This window comes from Xenorhabdus szentirmaii DSM 16338, from assembly GCF_002632585.1.
Taxonomy (GTDB): Bacteria; Pseudomonadota; Gammaproteobacteria; order Enterobacterales; family Enterobacteriaceae; genus Xenorhabdus; species Xenorhabdus szentirmaii.
The window spans coordinates 81,258-102,330 of record NZ_NIBV01000001.1 but is presented as its reverse complement, the minus strand read 5'-3'; the positions used below and the strand labels follow the sequence as shown (position 1 = coordinate 102,330).

Below are 21,073 nucleotides of genomic sequence, written 5' to 3'. Positions count from 1 at the left end.
TAAAATCAGTTTTTGTTACGAGTAAAACTAAATGGGGATGATAAGAGTGAATAAGTCACAACTAATCGACGAAATTGCTGCTAATGCTAACCTTTCCAAGGCAGCTGCTGGGCGTGTAGTAGATGCATTCATTTCTTCTGTATCTGGTGCATTGAAAAACGGTGATGATGTTGCTTTGGTGGGTTTTGGTACTTTTACTGTACGTGAGCGTGCTGCACGTACAGGGCGTAACCCCCAGACAGGCAAAGAAATCAAAATCGCAGCGGCAAAAGTACCTGCTTTCCGGGCTGGAAAGGGGCTAAAAGACGCAGTGAATAGTTAATGAATAAAAATTTTGCCTTTCAGTTTAGCGATGACAGGAAACTTCAACTGACTAGTCTGGATTGATAGGTTAGAATATAAGCGCATCAAGCATTGATGCGCTTTTTTTTTCTTAACGGTTGAATTAGCGTAATATGACAGTTTCTTTTTCACTAAAGCGGAGTTTTACGCCTTTATGATGGACAACCTACGCACGGCGGCAAACGGTCCTGTGCTTAAAATTGTGTTGGCTCTAATTATCCTGACCTTTTTGCTGACAGGTGTAACAGGCTACCTGTCAAGCAATAATGGCAGTTATGCTGCCAAAGTGAATGGTCAAACCATTAGTCGCTCTCAACTGGAACAGGCGTTTCAACAAGAACAGAACGCACTGCGGAAGAGATTGGGGGATCAATTCTCAACTTTGTTAAGTAATGAGCAAAATATGCGGCAGATCCGGCATGACGCATTGGAAAGCCTTATTATTGCCACCTTGGCTGAACAATATGCGCACCAGTTGGGATTATCTGCCAGTGATGAGCAAATTGCTCAAATTATACGTAACGACCAGAATTTCCAGACTGACGGTAAGTTTGACAACAGTAAATATCAGGGTTATTTGAGTGATCTTGCCAGTATGAATATCAGTGCAGATAGTTTTGCTGAACAGATCCGCCAGAATTTAATTAACCAACAATTAAATCAAATATTGTTAGGTTCAGAAATTGCTTTGCCGACAGAAATCAAACAGAAAGTCGCGCTTCTTTCTCAAGAAAGAACAGTTCGTTATGCGGCACTTAAATTGAAGTCGATAGAAGCCCTGCAAAAAGTCACTGATGCAGAATTGAAAGACTACTATGATGCGAATAGTAAACGCTTTATTGCACCAGAAAAGGTTAAAGTCAGCTACCTGAAGATGGATGCTGAGGATGAACTGAAAAATGTTACCGTATCAGATAGCGATATTGAAAAGTATTATAAAAATAACCTTTCTAAATATACGGTTGAAATTGGAAGTAAAAAATACAGTTTTATTCAATTGTCCTCAGAGTCCGAAGCTAAAGCTGTGTTGGATGAATTAAAGAAAGGGGCTGATTTCAGTCAACTGGCATCAGAAAAGTCGACAGATAAATATTCTGCTTCAAAGGGAGGAGATCTTGGGTGGATGGAGGAGAATTCTCAGCCCGGGGAACTTAAATCCGCTAATTTGACGCAGAAAGGACAACTTTCTGGTGTTGTTAAATTAGTTAATGGGTATGGGATTTTTCATCTGGATGATATTAAACCTCAGGTGATCAAGCCATTGGCAGAAGTCCGGTCAGAAATAGAAAAAATCGTTAAGCAGGAAAAAGCAATTGATGCATTTTATGCATTAACCCGAAAAGTGAGTAGTGCTGCTGCTGATGATAATGAATCTTTGGCTGAGGTAGAAAAAGCGGCGGGTTACAAAGCCATAACCACGGATTGGTTTGATCGCGGCCATGTTCCTGCGGATATTAACTTCAATGAGGTTATTCAGGCTATTTTCTTTGGCAACTTGATTGATGATAAGGGGCCTACAGGAATTAATTCTGACATCCTTTCTGTTAAGGATCACAAAGCCTTTATCGTACATGTGGATGCTGTTGAACCTGAAAAGGTTAAGCCATTTGAGCAAGTTAAAAATGAGATTGCAGAATTGCTCAAACATCAGAAAGCAGAAAAGCAGCTTCAGCTTGAAAGCGAAAAACTGTTGGCTGAGTTAAAAGAGGGCAAAGGTGAGCAGGCATTGAAAGCCGCTGGGGTTCAGTTTGCTCAACCGACAGTGATAAAGCGTACAGAACAAACTGATCAGGTTATTGGCGCGGCATTTAATCTGCCTCATCCTAAGGAAGGGCAAGTTGAATACGGCTTAGCAAAAGATGAGTCCGGTAACGCTGTTCTCATTCAACTGGATAAAGTCACTCCAGGCTCTATTACAGATGAGCAAATTAAACAATATATGCCAATTTACCAAAACCAAATTGGTGGCACTATGTTTGATGCGTTGCTGAATAATTTACGTGAAAGTGCTGATATTAAGTACGGTCAAATTGAATAAAATTGCGAAGCCACCCGCAATTGTTTTTGTAAAATAGTAATTGTAAAAGGCCACTTTCGTGGCCTTTCGCATATTTGATTTTTGCCGGTTGTCCAAAAATATTGTTATGGCAATCTCTTCTTCACCAACAAAACACGGAGAGGTTTACATGAAGTATTTAAGGATATTATTCAATTCACTCATTATGGTTTTATGTATCAATATGTCATTGTCTTATGCAAACACAGCGAACGAATTAGCTGATAAGACAGTAAAGCAACCAGTGACCCAACAGAAAAGCAGTACTGAAAGCAATGCCGTAAAAGAAGGGAAAGGCATTATCAATATTAATACTGCAAGTACTGAAGAGTTAGTGAAAGAACTTAATGGAGTCGGAATAAAAAAAGCACAGGCTATTGTTGAATATCGTGAAAAATACGGTCCTTTCACGGCCGTCGAACAATTACAAGAGGTTCAGGGTATCGGGCCTATTTTCATAGAAAAAAACAGGGATAAATTAACTCACTAAACGCCAAGCCCTCTTGTGAAAATAAAATCTTTTTATCAAGAGGGTTGTGATACCGATCAAGAATAGTTCATTTAATACTATTGTAATAAAATTGTTTTGCTATTGTTATTTTCTGTCTGGTCGGATGAGATAACGGAAAATAAAAATGAGTACAATCATCAAAATTAGGGGCTATCATATTGATCTTTTTCAGCATGTGAATAATGCCCGTTACCTGGAGTTTCTGGAAGCAGCTCGCTGGGACTTACTCACGGCAGATGATACGTTGGAGTGGTTAAATAGTAAGGCAATTGGTTTTGTTGTTGTAAATATCAATATCAATTATCGTCATCCTGCGGTATTGGCAGATGAATTGGAAGTGAAATCTTCCTTAAAGGAAATTCGTAACAAAAGCGGGACTTTCTTTCAGGAAATTACACGTAGAAGTGATAATAAAATTATTGCTGATGCGGTAACGACATTCGCTTGCGTTGATTTGAAAACGCAAAAAGCCCTTGTTTTGGAAGGTGAGTTAAAAGAGAGAATGGAAGCGTATAAGTAAGTTGTTCTAATTGATACCGCCACATGAGAGGTTCATAGAACCTCTCACAGATTAGCGATAGTTTGGCAAAATAGGTCGACCACTAAAATTAATTAAGCTGGGTTTTAGCTTTCATATCAGCCATAGTGGTTTGTTTGTTGTTTAAATAATGGCTTAATCCTTTAGCTCGGAGATGGCAAGCTGCACATTCGCCACAGCCATCACCTTGAATGCCATTGTAGCAAGTGAGAGTTTGATTGCGGATATAATCCAGCTTTTGATAATAATCAGCAAGAGCCCAAGTTTCTGCTTTATCTAACCACATTAGAGGCGTTTCGAAACGGATATCACGGGCGACGCCCAGATTAACGGCTTTGTTGAGTGCTTTAACAAATTCGTCTCGGCAATCCGGGTAACCTGAAAAATCAGTTTCACAAACGCCAGTAATCACGGCTTCAGCTTCAACCTGATAGGCATAAATTGCTGCAAGAGTTAAAAATAAAATATTACGGCCAGGTACAAAAGTATTTGGGAGGCCACTTTTTTCACTTGCAGTAAAGTCTGGAATGGGAATGTTATCTCTTGTCAGGCTGCTGATGGCAAGCTCATTCAATAAAGTGACATCAAGTACTTTGTGGGCAGCGGCACCTAATTCTTTACTGATACGGCAAGCAATGTCAATTTCAGCATGATGACGCTGACCATAGTCAAAAGTAACACAGTGAACTTCGTCATATTGACGGAGCGCTTGAATTAAACAGGTGGTGGAGTCTTGCCCACCACTGAAAACAACAACAGCTCGTTTCATGATACTTACCTCTGTAAATTGAAGGAAGTATGTTACTCATAACCGGTTAGCTTGGGTAGTTGCGTTAAATATTGTGTGATATCACCTATATTATTGCGAACCCATTCTGGATTGTAATAAGTGTCGAGATAGCGTTCTCCGCTATCACAGAGCAATGTCACTATTGCGCCTTGTTGGTTATTGTCATGCATTTTTTGGGCAAGTTGCAGTGCACCCCATACGTTAGTGCCTGTTGATGCGCCTGTTTTTCTGCCAATTAATTTTTCAAGCCAATAAATAGTTGCAATAGAAGCGGGATCGGGGACTTGGATCATGTCATTAATAACACTGGGAATAAAAGAAGGTTCTGCGCGCGGGCGACCGATTCCTTCAATTTTGCTGCCATTATTACTGAGAAGATCACAGCGATTTTGACGATAACAGTCGTAGAAAACAGAGTTTTCTGGATCAACAACAACAAGAGAAGTGTCATAACCTTGATAGCGGATATAGCGCCCCAGTGTCGCTGATGTGCCACCGGTTCCAGCTCCCATAACAATGTAAGCTGGCTCAGGGAAAGGCTCCAATTGCATTTGACGGAAAATGCTTTCTGCAATGTTATTGCTTCCTCGCCAGTCAGTGGCTCGTTCGGCATAAGTAAATTGATCCATATAATGACCATTTAGTTCTTTTGCCAGACGCTCGGATTCTTGGTAAATCAGGGCAGAATGTTCCACAAAATGGCATTTACCACCGTAGAACTCAATTTCCTGAACTTTGCGTTTAGCGGTGCAGAAAGGCATTACTGCAATAAAAGGCAGATCAAGCAAACGAGCGAAATAAGCTTCTGAAACAGCAGTACTGCCGGATGAAGCTTCAATGATAGTCGTTCCTTCCTTGATCCAACCATTGATGATTGCATAAAGAAATAGAGAGCGTGCAAGCCTATGCTTCAGGCTACCTGTGGGATGAGTACTTTCATCTTTGAGGTAGATGCTAATATCTGAAAACATAGGAAGATTAAGGCGAATCAGATGGGTGTCTGCACTGCGTTGATAATCAGCTTGGATTGTTTTTATTGCTTTCTTAGCCCATAAAGAGGACATAAATTGACCCTGAATAATAATACCGTACTGGTATATAGATTACTCTTATATTGGGAGAAATAGGTTGTTATTTTTCTTAATTTATTCTCTATATTTAGGAAATATTTCTATAGGATTGAAATATGCTAGACAAAATAGACCGTAAACTACTGGAGTTACTTCAACAGGATTGTAGTTTATCTTTAAATGCGTTGGCTGAAGCTGTCAATTTGACTTCGACACCTTGCTGGAAACGACTTAAACGACTTGAAGACGACGGATATATCACTGGGAAAGTTGCTTTACTGAATGGAGCAAAACTTGGGCTTGGCTTGACTGTGATTGTGATGATTAAAACGCAGCAACATAGCAGTGAATGGTATGAACAATTTGTCACTTTTATCAAAGAAATGCCGGAAGTTTTGACGTTCTACCGAATGGCTGGGGAATATGATTATCTAATGCATGTAGAAGTTATTGATATGAAAAGCTATGATCGGTTTTACAAACGTATGGTCAATGGGATTTCTGGTTTGATTGATGTAACCTCCAACTTCGCAATGGAAAAAATAAAATATACAACAGCACTACCGATACCGGCTTCTGGAGTTTAATATTCCCTTTGGTTTGTAAGTGCTAACTTTTTAATTGTTTACGTTTTACTCTGGGAATAAGCGCGTGAGATTATTTTCACAATTAAGCTGGTATTTTATTAGTGAATGGCGGCGTTATTTGGGCGCGGTTATTTTTCTTGTCATTATTGCAATATTGCAACTCATTCCACCTTATTTGGTTGGGATTATTGTAGATGGTATCAGTGCAAAAACGATGTCATCTCACCAATTATTAATGTGGATTGGCGTCATGTTACTTATTGCTCTGGCAATCTATGGGCTGCGATATGTTTGGCGTGTATGGTTATTTGGCGCATCTTACCGGCTGGCAGTTAAATTGCGAAGTGAGTTTTACCAGAGGCTAAGTAGTCAGAATCCTGAATTTTATCTGCGCCACAGAACAGGTGACCTTATGGCCCACGCAACAAACGATGTTGATCGGGTCGTATTTGCGGCAGGTGAGGGAGTACTAACTTTAATTGACTCCCTAGTTATGGGGTGCGCTGTTTTGGTTGTCATGAGTGTGCAAATTAGCTGGCAATTAACACTGCTATCCTTATTGCCCATGCCTTTTATGGCATTGGCGATTAAGCATTATGGAAACCAACTTCACCATCGTTTTAAATCTGCACAAGGGGCATTCTCTGCCTTGAATAACCATGCTCAAGAGAGTTTGACCAGTATTCGCATGATAAAAGCATTTGGGCTTGAAGATCTGCAATCCAATCAATTTGAAGAAGCTGCGGTTGATGCCGGGCGTAAAAATATGCATGTTGCACGTATGGATGCCCGCTTTGATCCCACTATTTTCATTACCATTGGTATCTCAAATCTCTTGGCTGTGGGAGGTGGGAGTTGGATGGTTGTGAATGGAAGTATCACTCTGGGTGAATTGACCAGTTTTGTGATGTATCTGGGATTGATGATCTGGCCAATGTTAGCATTGGCATGGATGTTCAATATTGTTGAAAGGGGCAGTGCTGCATATGCCCGTATTCGCAGTTTGCTACAAGAACCTCTTGTTATCATTGATGGGGAAAACGTTTTATCTCCAGAGCGTGGATTATTACAAGCACAGATTAAGACTTTTATCTATCCACAAAATGACAAACCTGTTTTGCAAGATGTCTATTTTCAATTGGAATCCGGGCAATTATTAGGAATTTGTGGGCCGACCGGATCAGGAAAAAGCACTTTGCTGGCGTTATTGCAACGTCAGTTTGATGTCACTGACGGAGAGGTTCTTTTTCAATCGCAAAATATTTCAACGCTGAGAATAAATGAGTGGCGTTCACGGTTAGCCATCGTTAATCAGACTCCTTTTCTGTTTTCGGATACCATTGCCAGCAATATTGCATTAGGGCGACCAGATGCAACTCAAGCACAAATAGAGGAAGTTGCACGTTTAGCAAATGTGCATGATGATATTTTGCGGTTGCCTCAAGGTTATCAGACAGAGGTTGGCGAACGGGGAGTCATGCTTTCTGGCGGGCAAAAACAGCGTATTTCGATCGCCAGGGCCTTATTATTGGATACAGAGATTTTGATTCTTGATGATGCGCTTTCTGCTGTTGATGGGCATACAGAACACCAAATCATGAAAAACCTTAGTCAATGGAGGGAACATCGTACCGTTATTATTAGTGCTCATCGGTTGTCTGCATTAACAGAAGCGAATCATGTCCTGGTGATGCAAAATGGTACGGTTTCCCAGCAGGGACAGCATAAACAACTTATTGCACAATCTGGTTGGTACGCAGATATGTATCATTACCAACAACTAGAGGCTGCGCTGGATGGGGAAAATGACTAATACTCATAAAAGTAATTTATGGCCATCGTTAAAGCGCTTACTCTCTTATAGTAAAAATTACCGCAAGCCAATGGTCATTGCTGTGCTGATGTTATGGGTTGCGGCATTGGCGGAGGTCAGCGGCCCGCTGCTTGTCAGCTATTTTATTGACAATATGGTCGCGACAGGAAATTTACCATTGGGCATCGTTAGCGGGCTTGCGGTTGCATTTCTGGTGCTACAGCTGCTTTCTGCGGCCTTACATTATTATCAGACACTGTTTTTCAATCAGGCCTCTGTAGGGGTTGTACAGCAACTTCGTACTGATGTGATGAATTCGGCGCTGCGTCAGCCCTTAAGCGCGTTTGACAATCAACCTGTAGGACAACTGATATCCCGAGTCACAAATGATACTGAAGTGATTAAGGATTTGTTTGTAAACGTGATCCCAACGGTTTTCCGTAGTGTTGCACTGATAGGCGCAATGTTAATAGCCATGTTTATTCTCGATTGGCGCATGGCATCTATTTCGATTGTGATGTTTCCCGCAGTCTTGCTGGTTATGTTTCTTTATCAGCGCCTTAGTATCCCAATTGTTAGGCGGGTTCGTGGGTATTTGGCGGATATTAATGATGGTTTTAATGAAGTTATCAATGGTATGACCGTCATTCAGCAATTTCGTCAGCAAGCTCGCTTTGGTGAAAAAATGCTGGCGACTAATCGGGCTCATTACCAAGCTCGTATGCAGGCATTGCGATTGGATGGCATCTTATTGAGACCATTGTTGAGTTTTTTTTCCGCTGCTATTTTATGTGGTCTGCTTTTGTTATTTGGTTTTAAAGGAACGGAAGTTATTGGGGTTGGTGTACTGTATGCTTTTATCAATTATCTTGGCAGATTGAATGAACCATTAATTGAGCTAACCGCACAGCAATCCTTGTTACAGCAAGCCGTGGTTTCAGGTGAGCGGGTTTTTGAATTGATGGATAGTCCTCAGCAGCAATATGGTGATGATAATCAAGCATTGAAGAATGGCTCAATTGATATTGAAAACCTTAATTTCGCCTATCGGAATGATAAGCTTGTATTACGTGATATTAACCTGAATGTACCTACCCATGGTTTTTTGGCTTTGGTCGGGCATACAGGGAGCGGGAAAAGTACTCTGGCTAATTTAATTATGGGTTACTATCCGTGGCAAAATGGCGAAATCTATCTTGATGGGCGTCCAGTATCTTCGCTTTCTCATGCTGTATTACGCAGTGGGGTGGCAATGGTTCAGCAAGATCCGGTGATTCTGGCAGCCTCATTTCTCGATAACATTACGTTAGGGCGGGATATTAGTGAAGAAAAAGTCTGGGAAGTGTTGGAGCTGGTTCAATTAACTGAATTTGTCCAACATTTACCTGATGGTTTAAATTCTGTTTTGGGAGAGCAGGGTAATACGCTGTCGGCAGGTCAAAAACAACTGTTGGCTATGGCCAGAGTGTTGGTGCAAACACCGCAAATCCTTATCTTAGATGAAGCAACAGCAAATATTGATTCAGGAACGGAGCAATCAGTACAGAAAGCATTAAGAATGATCCGTCAGCAGACAACGCTGGTGGTTATTGCTCATCGTCTTTCCACCATTGTTGAAGCAGATTCTATATTAGTGCTGCATCGTGGTGCAATTGTTGAACAAGGGCGGCATCAACAGCTATTGACAGAGCGTGGGCGCTATTATCAGATGTACCAACTCCAACAAGTTGGAGAAACTTTGAATGAATCTATGCACATTTAGTGTGCATATCGGGGAGTGACATGTTCAACTCCCCTTTTTCTATCCTGCCTTAAAAAATACTCCTCAATAATAAATTGATTTCATAAAACTTTTACAGTTTGGCATTTCCCTTGCATTTATTTTCACAGAAACACAGCTGAAAAATGGGGACACTATGAAATTAATCACGATTATTATCAAACCATTTAAATTGGAGGAAGTGCGGGAGGCACTTGCTGACATAGGCATACAAGGCATGACTGTCACAGAAGTGAAGGGATTTGGGCGACAAAAAGGCCACTCTGAACTTTATCGGGGAGCTGAATACAATGTTAATTTTTTACCCAAAGTTAAGGTTGATATTGCAACCAATGATGAAAGGGTTGAAGAAATTATTCATGTTGTTCAACAGACTGCATTCACCGGCAAAATGGGAGATGGGAAGATTTTTGTCTTTGAATTGCAACAGGCTGTCCGGATCAGGACAGGTGAAGAGAATGATTCAGCACTGTAAATAAGGAAATAAAAATGAAGAAACTATTTTTATCCATAATTGGGAGTGTCATCAGTTTGCCCTCATTCGCATTTGCTGCGGAAAAAACCGCTGATAAAGCTGATACGGTATTTATGTTTATCAATACGGTACTTGTTCTGTTTATGACAATACCCGGTATTGCTTTGTTTTATGGTGGATTATTGCGTCGTAAAAATGTTTTGTCATTAATGTCACAGGTTTTTGTTAGTTTTTCTCTCGTCTGTGTACTTTGGATTGTTTACGGTTACAGCATGACTTTTGATGCAGGAAACCCATTTTGGGGAGGTTTGGGCCATGTCATGCTGAAAGGTATATCGATAACTGACCTAAACGGCAGTTTCTATCAGTTGATTTATGTTGTTTTCCAAGGTGCATTTGCATGTATTACCGTGGCCTTAGTTGTTGGGGCATTGTGTGAAAGAATTCGTTTTTCAGCTTTGTTAATTTTTAGCGTGTTATGGCTGACAATATCTTATATCCCTATGGCACATATGATATGGGGAGGCGGTTTTCTTGCTCAGGATGGTGCGTTGGATTTTGCTGGTGGAACTGTCGTTCATATTAATGCGGCGGTAGCAGGATTGATTGGCGCTTATTTGCTCGGGAAACGTTCAGGGTTTGGGCGAGAAGCATTTAAACCTCATAACTTGCCAATGACTTTCATTGGTACAGCAATTCTCTATATTGGGTGGTTTGGTTTTAATGTTGGCTCTGCGGGGGCCGTGAATGCCATCTCAGCGTTGGCACTGTTAAACACCGTAGTTGCAACAGCAGGAGCGGTATTATCATGGATTTTTGCTGAGTGGATATTCCGCCAGAAACCTTCTCTTTTGGGGGCATGCTCCGGATGTATTTCAGGCTTGGTGGTCATTACTCCGGCTGCGGCAACGGTTGGCACCGGTGGTGCATTGATTATGGGGGGTATTGCCGGAATTGCGGGGTTATGGGGAGTTGTTATATTAAAACGTTGGCTACGTGTCGATGATGTTTGTGATGTTTTTGGTGTACATGGCGTATGCGGTATCATTGGTTGTTTGTTGACGGGGATTTTTACTTCGTCTGTGCTCGGTGGCGTTGGATTTCCTGAAGGAATGACGATGTTGAAGCAATTTGGGATTCAGGCTATTAGTGTATTGGTTTGCATTGTCTGGTCATCGCTTGCTGCTTATATTTCGTTTAAGGTGGCTGATAAATTGGTTGGTCTGCGTATGAGCGTTGAATCTGAAAGGGAAGGTTTAGATATTACTTCACACGGTGAAAGTGCTTACAATTAATGGGAGTATTTTGTTGAAAAGTGGAATGTATTGAGAAATGGCATGCTGTGTCATAGTCATAAAATCAGTCCGTAATAACAGGAACAAGTTAAACAAAAATAGCTATTGCTGTTATTACGGTGATATATCGGCACAGTTGTTGATTACAATTTACGGATCACGCCTTCCTGAGTCGTTGATGCGATAAGTATACCTTCACGATTATAAATATGCCCACGGACAAAACCACGCGCCCCTGATGCGGATGGGCTCTCAATTGAATAGAGTAGCCAATCATCCATATTGAAAGGGCGGTGATACCACATTGAATGATCGATTGTGGCTATTTGCATGTTTTTTGCCATGAATTCGATATCATAGGGCTGTAACGATGTAGGCAAAAAATTGAAATCTGAAGCATAACCCAGCAAACAATGATGGATGTACGGGTGATCCGGCATTTTCCCATTACTACGGAACCAAACATAGCGAACAGGATCATGGGGTGCATGATTTGGCAGGCTATGTGGTTTAATCAGTTTCATTTCCAATGGTAGTGCCGAAAAAGGTCTTTTTAATTTAGTGGAGAGTGAGTCTGCCATTTTTCGTGCAATGTTTTCTTGAGAGTCTAACTCTTCAGGAAATGGAACTATAGGCATCGTATTTTGGTGTTCAAAGCCTTCTTCAAGGCCTTGAAACGAGGCTGTCATATAGAAAATAGGATGTCCATGCTGTATGGCACTGACACGGCGAGCGCTAAAGCTTTTCCCATCTCGCAATATTTCAACATCGTAAACAATGGGCTTATGACTGTCTCCTGGGCGTAGAAAATAGCTATGGAAAGAATGGATCATTCGCTCATCTGCAACAGTTTGTTTGGCTGCATATAGCGCTTGGCCTATTACTTGTCCACCGAAGACTTGCGGGAATCCTAAATCTTCACTTTGTCCCCGATAAATCCCTTCTTCTATTTTTTCTAAGTGCATCAAGTTAATTAAATTTTCTAATGCCTGGCTCATAATGTATCTTTGCTTTTTTGAAAGTGGTTACAAATTTATAAATAAACGAATTAAGATAATAAACTTTGTTTTATAAGGGAATAAAGAGATTGAAATTTAAATGAGTCTAAACTTGTTTTTTATAACATAACTAAATTATCACTATTAATTTCATCAATACTTATCAAATAATGCTGATGATATTGATTTAAATGTTTATTTGTTGATTTATATGAAATAGTTAATTTTTCCAACACACTATCGAAAACACTAATTTAAGTTGGGAGGGAAGAGTAGCATTATTTTTCCAGCAGATACAAACATCAATGGGATGCGTTATTGAGTATTTGTATATGCTGTCGCATGCTTTTTATGTTACTTAATTATTATTGTTGTATGTATTTAACTGGCTATGGCCGGTTGTTATAACGGCTTTTAGCCGTGGCGGGTTGGCTTTTTGAAGTCAGGTTTGCGTTTTTTTTGAACATTGAGAACAAGAAAACAGCACTCAAATAGCATGGCCTTGCTATTTCGAGAGGTATGAAAGATAATGTCTACCGCTTTGAAGTTCGAAGCTAATATCAATGAGGGCTCTGTTGGTTCTCCCGCAATGCTAACTTGTTAACTTGGTCAGGTCTGGAAAGAAGCAGCCATAGCAAGGGATGTGTGTGCCGGGATGTCGCTGGCAGAGCCCTCACCAGTTTCCAATCTCACTATCAATTCCCCTTCTGCTCCGAGTGATCTTGTGCAGTTAGCCGATAATCACTACCGGCTCTGGCTAATTTCTATCTGATCACTGGAGGTTAGCGAACGAATTTCCAAACGGATGATGGAATTTTATCATACAGTTTATTCATGGTGAGCTCAGCTAAACGATGGTCAGCCGCAGAGTAGAACAATTCAAGCTCGTCATCTGAAAGCTCGTATTTATTTTTTTCAATTACACGTTCCAGTGTTTCAATAGAAGTGCATTTTCTCAAACGCATCAGATAGTCAATTTTAGTCATGGTCGCCTTATCTTGTTTGGTATAAAAATAGTTAGAAATATATTTATCAGGTTTTACTTAAAGAAACATTCAAATCATGTGACAGAATGTTAGCTAAATGTTCGTTTGTTCTTTGCCATTGTGTAAGTTCAGGAAAGCTTATCTTATCATTTCCAAATAAATTATATGTTTCATCCAGATAGTCATCAATTAAGGTGCTGAGATCATAGTTATCTGTGTATTTTATTTTAAAGTTCCAGACAAAAGCAGTAATGTGTTCAATCAATTCGTTTAATTTTAAGCTTTTTTCTGAAGTCAGATCATGGCTCCAATGATTATCAGTACGATTCAGGACCGAAAGTGCCTCATGAATTAATTTTTCACATAAGTATTTTAATTCAGCAATATCACGTCTTCTTGGTGAATATTCATCCATAATCACCCCCATAAACAACGCTTGGTTTATTTGAGTTTAGGCTTATACATGCTAATTATTATAGTCATTCTTTCAGAATATAGCCTATCAAAACATGATTATTATTTATTAATATTAAACATTATTTTGGCATTTTCCAGCTGGATTTAAAAACAATTAATTTACTTTCGCGTCTGGTAAAGCATATTTTTCCGCTAAAAGCGCGGGCCTGACAAAAGTTTAACACTATGCCCTATTAACATTATGCCCTATCTGCTGTCTGTGTGAAGGTGGTAGTATCTACATATGTCTTTAAATATGTTGAATCATACTAATACAGCAGGCGCTGTAGCAATAGCATAAAAGCCATTATAGGCGATTATATTACGACTTTCAAAATCAATATAGCGATATTATTACATATGTCACCATCGAGATGGAACACTTTTTATGATTAAAAATGTTATTGGGAGAAGGGCATGGAAATTTACCCGCTTATCTTCTATTTATTATAAAAAATATTTATTATAAAAAACAGAAAGATGTCACATTTTAAATGTAAGCTCTCTTTCATAAGTATATATTTTAATTGAATTATGCTTCAACATTAGTGCTGATATTATAGGCTGAATAATTTATTGTTTGAAGTGATTCCTATCCATTTAAAAAGGCCACTCAAGTGGCCTTTTTAGTGTGATTGAATTAGTGAGGCATTGAAATGTGTTTTGTCTCCTCATTTTTCTTCGTGAATCGACGCTTGATAACCACAAAGAATATTGGAACAAAATAGATTGCCAACGATGTTGCAGCAACCATTCCACCTAGTACTCCGGCCCCCACAGCGTTTTGAGCCCCTGAGCCTGCACCATTACTCAGTACTAAAGGCATCACTCCAAGCATAAAGGCTAAAGATGTCATCAGAATTGGACGTAAGCGCATTTTGACTGCATTCAAAGTGGCTTCTATCAAACCTTTACCTTCTTTTTCCATCAGGTCTTTTGAAAATTCGACAATAAGGATTGCGTTTTTCGCCGATAAACCAATTGTTGTCAGTAACCCAACCTTGAAGTAAATGTCGTTGCTCAGCCCTTGAATTGAGGTTGCCAGCAATGCACCAATAATGCCCAGTGGTACAACCAACATCACTGAAAACGGTATTGACCAGCTTTCATATAACGCAGCAAGGCAAAGGAATACGACTATCAGTGACAGCGCATACAAAGCCGGCGCCTGATTACCAGATAAACGTTCTTGGTAAGACATTCCCGTCCACTCATAGCCTATACCTTTCGGTAAGTCTAATGTGAGTTTCTCCATTAAATCCATTGCTTCACCGGTGCTTCTTCCTGGTGCAGCCTGACCCACAATATCCACGGATGGCAGGCCGTTATACCGTTCCAGGTTGGGGGAGCCATAAGCCCATGGTTCTTTAGATGAATCTAAAAATGCAGAGAATGGAACCATTTGACCAATATAGTTTCGGAGGTACAGATTACTGATGTCTTTTGGCAACATGCGGTAAGGTGCATCAGCCTGAACATAAACTTTTTTAACGCGGCCGCGATCAATAAAGTCATTCACATAATTTCCACCAAACATCGTATTTAATGTCGAATAGATGTTGTTAGTGGAAACGCCAAGAGCTTCAGCTTTTTCTTGATCAATATGGATCTTGTATTGAGGTGTGTCATTTTGTCCGTTAGTGCGGACATTGCTGAGGATATCTGGATGTTGCTGAGCCAATTCCAGCATCTTTTTGCGGGCATTTAGCAGCGCTTCATGCCCAAGGTTTCCTTTGTCAATCAACCGGAAATCAAAACCAGTGGCAGATCCCAATTCAAGAATGGCAGGAAGATTGAACGCGTAAGCAAGCCCTTCCTTGATTTGGAAGAAGTTCTTATTTGCGCGATCAATGATGGCTGAAACGTGCTCTTGTTTATCCTTACGATGTTCCCAGTCTTTTAAGCTGACAAAAACCAGCCCCATATTTTGCCCACGACCCCCAAAACCAAAGCCGTTGACGGTAAACACAGAATTAATGACTTTTTCTTCTTGAGAATGGAAATAGTCATCGATTTTATTCAAAACTTTTTGTGTTTGTTCCTGAGTCGAACTGGGGGGTAATTGCACCATAGCCAATAATACCCCTTGATCTTCTTCGGGTAAGAAAGAAGAAGGCAGGCGGGTAAACATAAAGGCCATTCCGGCAACCAAAACAACATAAATCAGCAAGTAACGTCCTGTGCCACGCAGCATCCGGGCCACACTATCAGTATAGTGATGCGTGCTTTTTTCGAATAAACGGTTAAACCAGCCAAAGAAACCGGTTTGAATACCATGACTGCCCTTGGTAACAGGTTTTAGCATGGTAGCGCAGAGTGCAGGGGTCAGGATTAAAGCAACAAATACAGATAATACCATCGCCGAAACGATAGTGATTGAGAACTGGCGGTAAATTGCACCCGTTGATCCACCGAAGAATGCCATTGGGACAAAAACGGCGGAAAGCACCAGTGCGATACCAACCAGAGCACTCTGAATTTGCCCCATTGATTTTTTGGTGGCTTCTTTGGGGGATAACCCCTCTTCCTGCATAACGCGTTCAACGTTCTCCACGACGACGATGGCATCGTCCACCAGCAGGCCAATGGCGAGTACCATGGCAAACATGGTCAATGTATTGATGGAGTAGCCAAATGCGGCCAGAACGGCAAATGTACCCAGCAATACAATAGGAACGGCAATCGTTGGGATTAACGTTGCCCGGAAGTTTTGCAAGAACAGGTACATGACGACAAACACTAACAAGATAGCTTCTGCCAGTGTCTTAACAACCTCAAAAATAGAAATCTTGACGAATGGGGTTGTATCGTATGGATATACTACCTTTAAGCCTGGTGGAAAATAGGCTTGCATCTGACCCAATGCATTTTTAACTGCTTTTGATGTATCCAGAGCATTGGCACCGGCAGCCAGTTTAATGCCTATCCCGGAAGCCGGCTTGCCATTATACCGGGCAACTATGCTATAGTCCTCAGCGCCTAGCTCAACGGTAGCGACGTCTCCCAGACGGATATGCGAACCATTAGGGTTGACCCGCAGTAAAATATCACTGAACTCTTTAACAGAATTCAGGCGGGTTTGGGCAATGATTGATATGTTTAAACGTTGTCCGGGAACGGGTGGCGTTCCCCCCAATTGTCCAGCGGCAACCTGATTGTTTTGCGCTTTAATGGCAGTGATAACATCCTGAGTAGAGAGTTTGTAGTTAAGCAATTTATCAGGATTGAGCCAAATGCGCATCGCATACTGGGTACCAAACAGCTGAGCTTCACCGACCCCTGTGACACGACTCAGTGAATCTTTGACACTAGCTCCAACATAGTCGGCAATATCATCCTGACTCATGGAACCATCTTCAGAAATAAACCCGGCAACCATTAAAAATGAGCTGGTTACTTTCTCAACACGAATGCCTTGTTGTTGCACCTCCTGAGGTAACAGAGGCATGGTTTGTTGCAGTTTGTTTTGTACCTGAACCTGAGCGATATCGGGATCTGTATTCGCTTCAAAGGTCAGTGTGATGGTCATACTGCCCGCAGCATCACTGCTGGAAGACATATACATCAGATTATCGATACCATTCATATTCTGTTCAATAATCTGAGTGACTGTATTCTGCACCGTTGCTGCGTCAGCGCCCGGATAAGTCGCGGAAATAGAAATAGAGGGAGGAGCAATTGCAGGATATTGCTCCACAGGTAATTTCATTATTGCCAATAGACCAGCAAGCATGGTGACAATAGCAATTACCCATGCAAATATTGGCCTTTCGATAAAAAACTTAGGCATGAATCACTGACTCCTTATTGAGGCTTTTTTTCGGTCTCAGTTTGATTAGCCGCGGGTTTGGCATTCAGATCTTGTTCCTTTGGATTAACGGTCATTCCTGGCGCTATTATTTGCAGGCGATTGACAATGACTTTATCTCCAGCACTTACCCCGTCTGTTACCAACCACTTATTGCCGATTGCCTGAGCGGCATTAATATTGCGTAATTCTACTCGGTTATCTTTATCAACAATCATGGTGGTTGCCTGGCCTCGAGCTGTTCTGGCTACGGCTTCTTGAGGAATTAAAATGGCATTTTTGCGTACACCTTCTTCCAATTTTGTGCGGACAAACATCCCCGGAAGCAACTCTTCATTCGGATTTGGGAACACAGCACGCATCGTGATAGAACTGGTTGTTTCATCAACAGTGACATCTGAAAACTCAAGATATCCTTCCTTGCTGTATTCTTTGCCTGTATCAGTAATCAGGCGAATCTTTGTTTTTTGGTTTTCTTTTTTAATGGTTCCTTTGGCAATTTCATCTTTAAGTTTCAGGTAATCATCACTTGATTGGGTAATATCAACATAGATAGGATCCAATTGCTGAACTGTTGTTAGAGCAGTGCCTTGGCCCGCTGAAACCAGCGCACCTTCAGTGACGGTAGATTTGCCTGCACGACCAGAAATAGGAGATGTGACTTTGGTATATGCCAAATTGATTCTGGCACTTTCCAACGCAGCATGAGCAGATTGCACATCAGCATTTGCTTGTGCATAGTCAGAATTCGCTTTATCAAATTCTTGTTTACTCACGTATTGTGTACCCAGCAATGATTTATAACGTTCAACAGTTAAATGTGACACTTTCTCATTAGCTTGGGCTCTGGTCAGATTTGCTTTGGCTTTACTATATTCTGCCTGATAGGTAGCCGGATCTATTTGGTATAACGATTCTCCGGCAACAATATCGCTCCCTTCTTTATAGTTACGTTTCAGAATAATACCACTAACCTGAGGACGAACTTCTGCAACACGATAAGCTGTTGTACGGCCCGGCAATTCCGTGATGACAGTTAAAGGCTCTGCTTTCAGGGTGACAACACTCACATCAAGTATAGAGATACTGGATTGTGTTTCTTGATTTTCCTTGCATCCTGAAAGGATGAAGCTGCCTGAAAGTACCAGTAATGTAGCCAGAGGCAGAATTCCCCTGTTCTTTAGCATAAATAACCTCAATTTTTCAATGTAGGCGCTTTGTCTAACGCGTGAAACTATTACTTCATTGATTAGGGGTGCTATGATACAAACATGCATGAATGTATGTAAATTGGCCCCCAGTAAAAAACAACGTTTATGGCGAAGAAATGGCACGAAAAACTAAACAGCAAGCACAAAAAACTCGTCACCAAATTATTGAAGCTGCGATAAAGGTATTTTCTGAGCGTGGTGTTTCTGCCACTTCATTATCTGATATTGCAATTGAAGCAGGCGTAACACGTGGCGCAATTTACTGGCACTTTAAAAATAAAATGGATTTGCTTTCCATTGTTTGCCAAATGCCAGAAAGAAAAGCAGACGAGCTAGAGAAAGAGTATCAGGCAAAATACCCGAATAATCCACTCCTTACATTGAGATCTTTAATGATCTCCATGTTAAGAATGATGATAGATGACCCACAGCTTCGGAACTTGATAGAAATTTTTTTCCACAAATGTGAGTTTGTTGGAGAGGTTTCCTCATTGTCTGAAGAAATGAGGGAAGCATGTATTTCTGATTACAAGAAGATTGAAAAAATATTGTCAGATTGCATCCGGGAAGGGGAATTACCTTACGATCTTGATCTTAGGCGTTCAGCCATAATGCTGAGGGCATTGATGACGGGAATATTGGAAAATTGGTCATTCTCGCCGGACAGTTTTAATATTCAAGAGCAGGCTGTGCCTTTAGTGGATTCTTTTATTGATACCCTTAAACATAGCCAGTATTTGCGTAATAAAAAAGAATAAATAGACTTTTAATATTAGTATAGTGATATGGTTTGGCATTCTTATCGCCATTCTCAATGGGGCAGAGCATGGCGATGAATTCATGAATACTCCCCATCCACTCTCACTTGTCTTTAGTACCTTTATTTTGTTTTTCTAATTTCTGTTGTAAATCTTGTTTGACAATGTCGAGTGCAGCCAGTGCTGTATCGGGAGAAATATCATTACATTCAAGCAAATAAATAAGATCCACCGCCAGTTGAACCTCAGGTGGTGCTTGTTCGAGAGTCATGTTGTTCTCCTTATGGTTAATCTGAGTGTTCTTGCTTTTCTATCGATTTCTCGATGCGCATCAATGCCTGGCGGCAACGGGTTAGCCTTCCTGCCAGAGCAGCAATTTCTTTTTGCAGTTTATACTTATCGGCTTGTGTAATCTGCTTATTTAACTGTAATTCTCGGTCATCGACCATTGCTATCAAACGTCGCTCATAATCCTGATGCTCAGCCAGGCGTTGATAAAGATCCCTTTCCTGCGAGTGGCGTTCAAATTTATCTTCCTGCTTTCGCAATGTCTGAGTCGCTATTTCACGTTTTAGGCCTTCTATCTGTATCACTAAACGTTCAGCGAGAAATTTCACCGGTTCAGCGCGGTTATCGGCTACACAGCTTTTCAGCTGTTTCATATTTTGCTTGATTTCTAACAGGTATCCACCAAGTTTGTTGCTGTGATGGTGAAATAGTGACTGATCAAAACGGGCAGCGGAAAACGGGATATCGGACAACGAGGCAAGCTCTTTTTCCAGCATGTTGATCTGTTTTTCAAGTGCGCCTAATAAATTTTGTATACCCATCAGCGTCTCGTTATCATGGATAGTTCGTTAAGTGAAGTTTGTGTTTCAGCGCGACTTTGTTGAGGTCGTTTCATTTATGAAATAGATGCGGAACTTGCGCTAACTCAATAAAATATAGACTGTAACTTGTCTTACAGTTGCTTTTTTCCAGTAGTTTGAATAGATTTTACTGTTTTCGTTTTTATAACTTGGCTGGCACCGATTATGACCGCTAACGCACAACAACTGCAATTAATTAAAGACAGCATTGAAACAATCCCTGATTATCCAAAAGAAGGGATACTTTTTCGTGACATTACCACATTGCTGGATAATCCTGCGGCCTATCAAGCTACGATAGATCTTTTGGTATCTCATTATCAGGGTATGGGGATTACCAAAATTGTAGGGACTGAGGCCCGTGGTTTTTTATTTGGCGCTCCTGTTGCATTGCGTCTGGAAGTTGGCTTTGTTCCTGTTCGCAAAAAAGGCAAATTGCCGCGTGAGACAATCAGCGAAACTTACGATCTGGAATATGGTACGGACACACTGGAAATCCATAAAAGCAGCATCAATGATGGAGATAAGGTGCTTGTTATTGATGATTTGCTCGCAACAGGCGGTACTGTTGACGCAACAGTAAAGCTTATCCGCCGTCTGGGAGGGGAAGTTTCAGAAGCGGCTTTCATTATTGGATTACCGGATTTGGGTGGCGTTGAACGATTGAAGAAACAAGGTGTTGATAGCTACACGATCATCGAATTCCCAGGTCATTGATTGATCCTGATTT

Annotated in this window: 20 protein-coding genes and 1 other RNA gene; 12 read left to right on the top strand and 9 right to left on the bottom strand. The window is 40.9% G+C overall.

The annotated features are described in order from the left end of the window. Nucleotides 1-46: 46 nt before the first annotated feature. The 4 genes from hupB to Xsze_RS00545 all read left to right on the top strand — a co-directional run bounded on the left by hupB (nt 47) and on the right by Xsze_RS00545 (nt 3,429). Entirely contained in the window at nt 47-322 is a 276-nt protein-coding gene (hupB, locus tag Xsze_RS00560; protein ID WP_167331008.1) for a nucleoid-associated protein HU-beta, read from the top strand. Nucleotides 323-496: 174 nt separating this feature from the next. Next, the gene (ppiD, locus tag Xsze_RS00555; RefSeq protein ID WP_038238415.1) at nt 497-2,380 is read left to right on the top strand and encodes a peptidylprolyl isomerase; all 1,884 of its coding nucleotides are present in this window, start codon (nt 497-499) and stop codon (nt 2,378-2,380) included. Nucleotides 2,381-2,528: 148 nt separating this feature from the next. Further along, the gene (locus Xsze_RS00550; RefSeq protein WP_038238413.1) at nt 2,529-2,888 is read left to right on the top strand and encodes a ComEA family DNA-binding protein; all 360 of its coding nucleotides are present in this window, start codon (nt 2,529-2,531) and stop codon (nt 2,886-2,888) included. A 145-nt stretch (nt 2,889-3,033) separates the two neighbouring features. Next, nucleotides 3,034-3,429 carry an acyl-CoA thioesterase gene (locus Xsze_RS00545; protein WP_038238411.1) on the top strand — a complete coding sequence of 132 codons (396 nt, stop codon included), beginning with the start codon at nt 3,034-3,036 and terminating at the stop codon, nt 3,427-3,429. 88 nt (nt 3,430-3,517) lie between these two features. Here Xsze_RS00545 and queC read toward each other — a convergent pair whose 3' ends face one another. Next, nucleotides 3,518-4,216 carry a 7-cyano-7-deazaguanine synthase QueC gene (queC, locus tag Xsze_RS00540; protein WP_038238409.1) on the bottom strand — a complete coding sequence of 233 codons (699 nt, stop codon included), beginning with the start codon at nt 4,214-4,216 and terminating at the stop codon, nt 3,518-3,520. Nucleotides 4,217-4,248: 32 nt separating this feature from the next. Continuing rightward, entirely contained in the window at nt 4,249-5,301 is a 1,053-nt protein-coding gene (locus Xsze_RS00535; RefSeq protein ID WP_038238407.1) for a PLP-dependent cysteine synthase family protein, read from the bottom strand. 122 nt (nt 5,302-5,423) lie between these two features. Here Xsze_RS00535 and Xsze_RS00530 point away from each other — a divergent pair, with 122 nt between their 5' ends. The 5 genes from Xsze_RS00530 (at nt 5,424) to amtB (ending at nt 11,257) form a co-directional block, all read left to right on the top strand. Further along, entirely contained in the window at nt 5,424-5,894 is a 471-nt protein-coding gene (locus tag Xsze_RS00530) for an Lrp/AsnC family transcriptional regulator (protein ID WP_038238404.1), read from the top strand. A gap of 64 nt (nt 5,895-5,958) precedes the next feature. Continuing rightward, nucleotides 5,959-7,707, top strand: a complete 1,749-nt coding sequence (locus Xsze_RS00525) for a SmdA family multidrug ABC transporter permease/ATP-binding protein (protein ID WP_038238401.1) — start codon at nt 5,959-5,961, stop codon at nt 7,705-7,707. Further along, a complete protein-coding gene (locus Xsze_RS00520) occupies nt 7,691-9,469 on the top strand; it encodes a SmdB family multidrug efflux ABC transporter permease/ATP-binding protein (protein WP_038238398.1) in 1,779 nt (592 codons plus the stop codon). The genes Xsze_RS00525 and Xsze_RS00520 overlap by 17 nt, the downstream gene beginning before the upstream one ends. 154 nt (nt 9,470-9,623) lie before the next feature. Beyond that, entirely contained in the window at nt 9,624-9,962 is a 339-nt protein-coding gene (gene glnK, locus Xsze_RS00515) for a P-II family nitrogen regulator (RefSeq protein ID WP_038238395.1), read from the top strand. A gap of 14 nt (nt 9,963-9,976) precedes the next feature. Further along, nucleotides 9,977-11,257, top strand: coding sequence for an ammonium transporter AmtB (gene amtB, locus Xsze_RS00510; protein ID WP_038238392.1), 1,281 nt, complete (start codon nt 9,977-9,979; stop codon nt 11,255-11,257). A gap of 143 nt (nt 11,258-11,400) precedes the next feature. On the opposite strand, the gene tesB is transcribed toward amtB, so the two are convergent. After that, nucleotides 11,401-12,255, bottom strand: a complete 855-nt coding sequence (gene tesB / locus Xsze_RS00505; protein WP_038238388.1) for an acyl-CoA thioesterase II — start codon at nt 12,253-12,255, stop codon at nt 11,401-11,403. Between the two features lie 573 nt (nt 12,256-12,828). On the opposite strand from tesB, the gene ffs reads away from it, so the two are divergent. Then, an RNA gene (gene ffs, locus Xsze_RS00500) (signal recognition particle sRNA small type) lies at nt 12,829-12,925 on the top strand. A 112-nt stretch (nt 12,926-13,037) separates the two neighbouring features. On the opposite strand, the gene Xsze_RS00495 is transcribed toward ffs, so the two are convergent. The 4 genes from Xsze_RS00495 to Xsze_RS00480 all read right to left on the bottom strand — a co-directional run bounded on the left by Xsze_RS00495 (nt 13,038) and on the right by Xsze_RS00480 (nt 18,692). Beyond that, nucleotides 13,038-13,241: an HHA domain-containing protein gene (locus tag Xsze_RS00495; RefSeq protein WP_038238384.1), complete on the bottom strand. Its 204-nt coding sequence runs from the start codon at nt 13,239-13,241 to the stop codon at nt 13,038-13,040. A 46-nt stretch (nt 13,242-13,287) separates the two neighbouring features. Then, a complete protein-coding gene (tomB, locus tag Xsze_RS00490; protein ID WP_038238380.1) occupies nt 13,288-13,656 on the bottom strand; it encodes an Hha toxicity modulator TomB in 369 nt (122 codons plus the stop codon). Nucleotides 13,657-14,337: 681 nt separating this feature from the next. Continuing rightward, complete coding sequence (locus Xsze_RS00485) at nt 14,338-17,487, bottom strand: efflux RND transporter permease subunit (protein ID WP_038238377.1); 3,150 nt, start codon at nt 17,485-17,487, stop codon at nt 14,338-14,340. A 14-nt stretch (nt 17,488-17,501) separates the two neighbouring features. Then, on the bottom strand, nt 17,502-18,692 hold the full coding sequence (locus Xsze_RS00480; protein WP_038238375.1) for an efflux RND transporter periplasmic adaptor subunit: 1,191 nt from the start codon (nt 18,690-18,692) through the stop codon (nt 17,502-17,504). Between the two features lie 140 nt (nt 18,693-18,832). On the opposite strand from Xsze_RS00480, the gene acrR reads away from it, so the two are divergent. After that, entirely contained in the window at nt 18,833-19,474 is a 642-nt protein-coding gene (acrR, locus tag Xsze_RS00475; protein WP_038238661.1) for a multidrug efflux transporter transcriptional repressor AcrR, read from the top strand. Nucleotides 19,475-19,577: 103 nt separating this feature from the next. On the opposite strand, the gene rsmS is transcribed toward acrR, so the two are convergent. Beyond that, entirely contained in the window at nt 19,578-19,745 is a 168-nt protein-coding gene (gene rsmS, locus Xsze_RS00470) for a pleiotropic regulatory protein RsmS (RefSeq protein ID WP_071991782.1), read from the bottom strand. 16 nt (nt 19,746-19,761) lie between these two features. Further along, a complete protein-coding gene (gene priC, locus Xsze_RS00465) occupies nt 19,762-20,304 on the bottom strand; it encodes a primosomal replication protein PriC (protein WP_038238373.1) in 543 nt (180 codons plus the stop codon). 204 nt (nt 20,305-20,508) lie between these two features. Between priC and apt the strand changes: the two genes are divergently transcribed. Next, nucleotides 20,509-21,060 carry an adenine phosphoribosyltransferase gene (gene apt, locus Xsze_RS00460; protein ID WP_038238371.1) on the top strand — a complete coding sequence of 184 codons (552 nt, stop codon included), beginning with the start codon at nt 20,509-20,511 and terminating at the stop codon, nt 21,058-21,060. Nucleotides 21,061-21,073 lie beyond the last annotated feature (13 nt).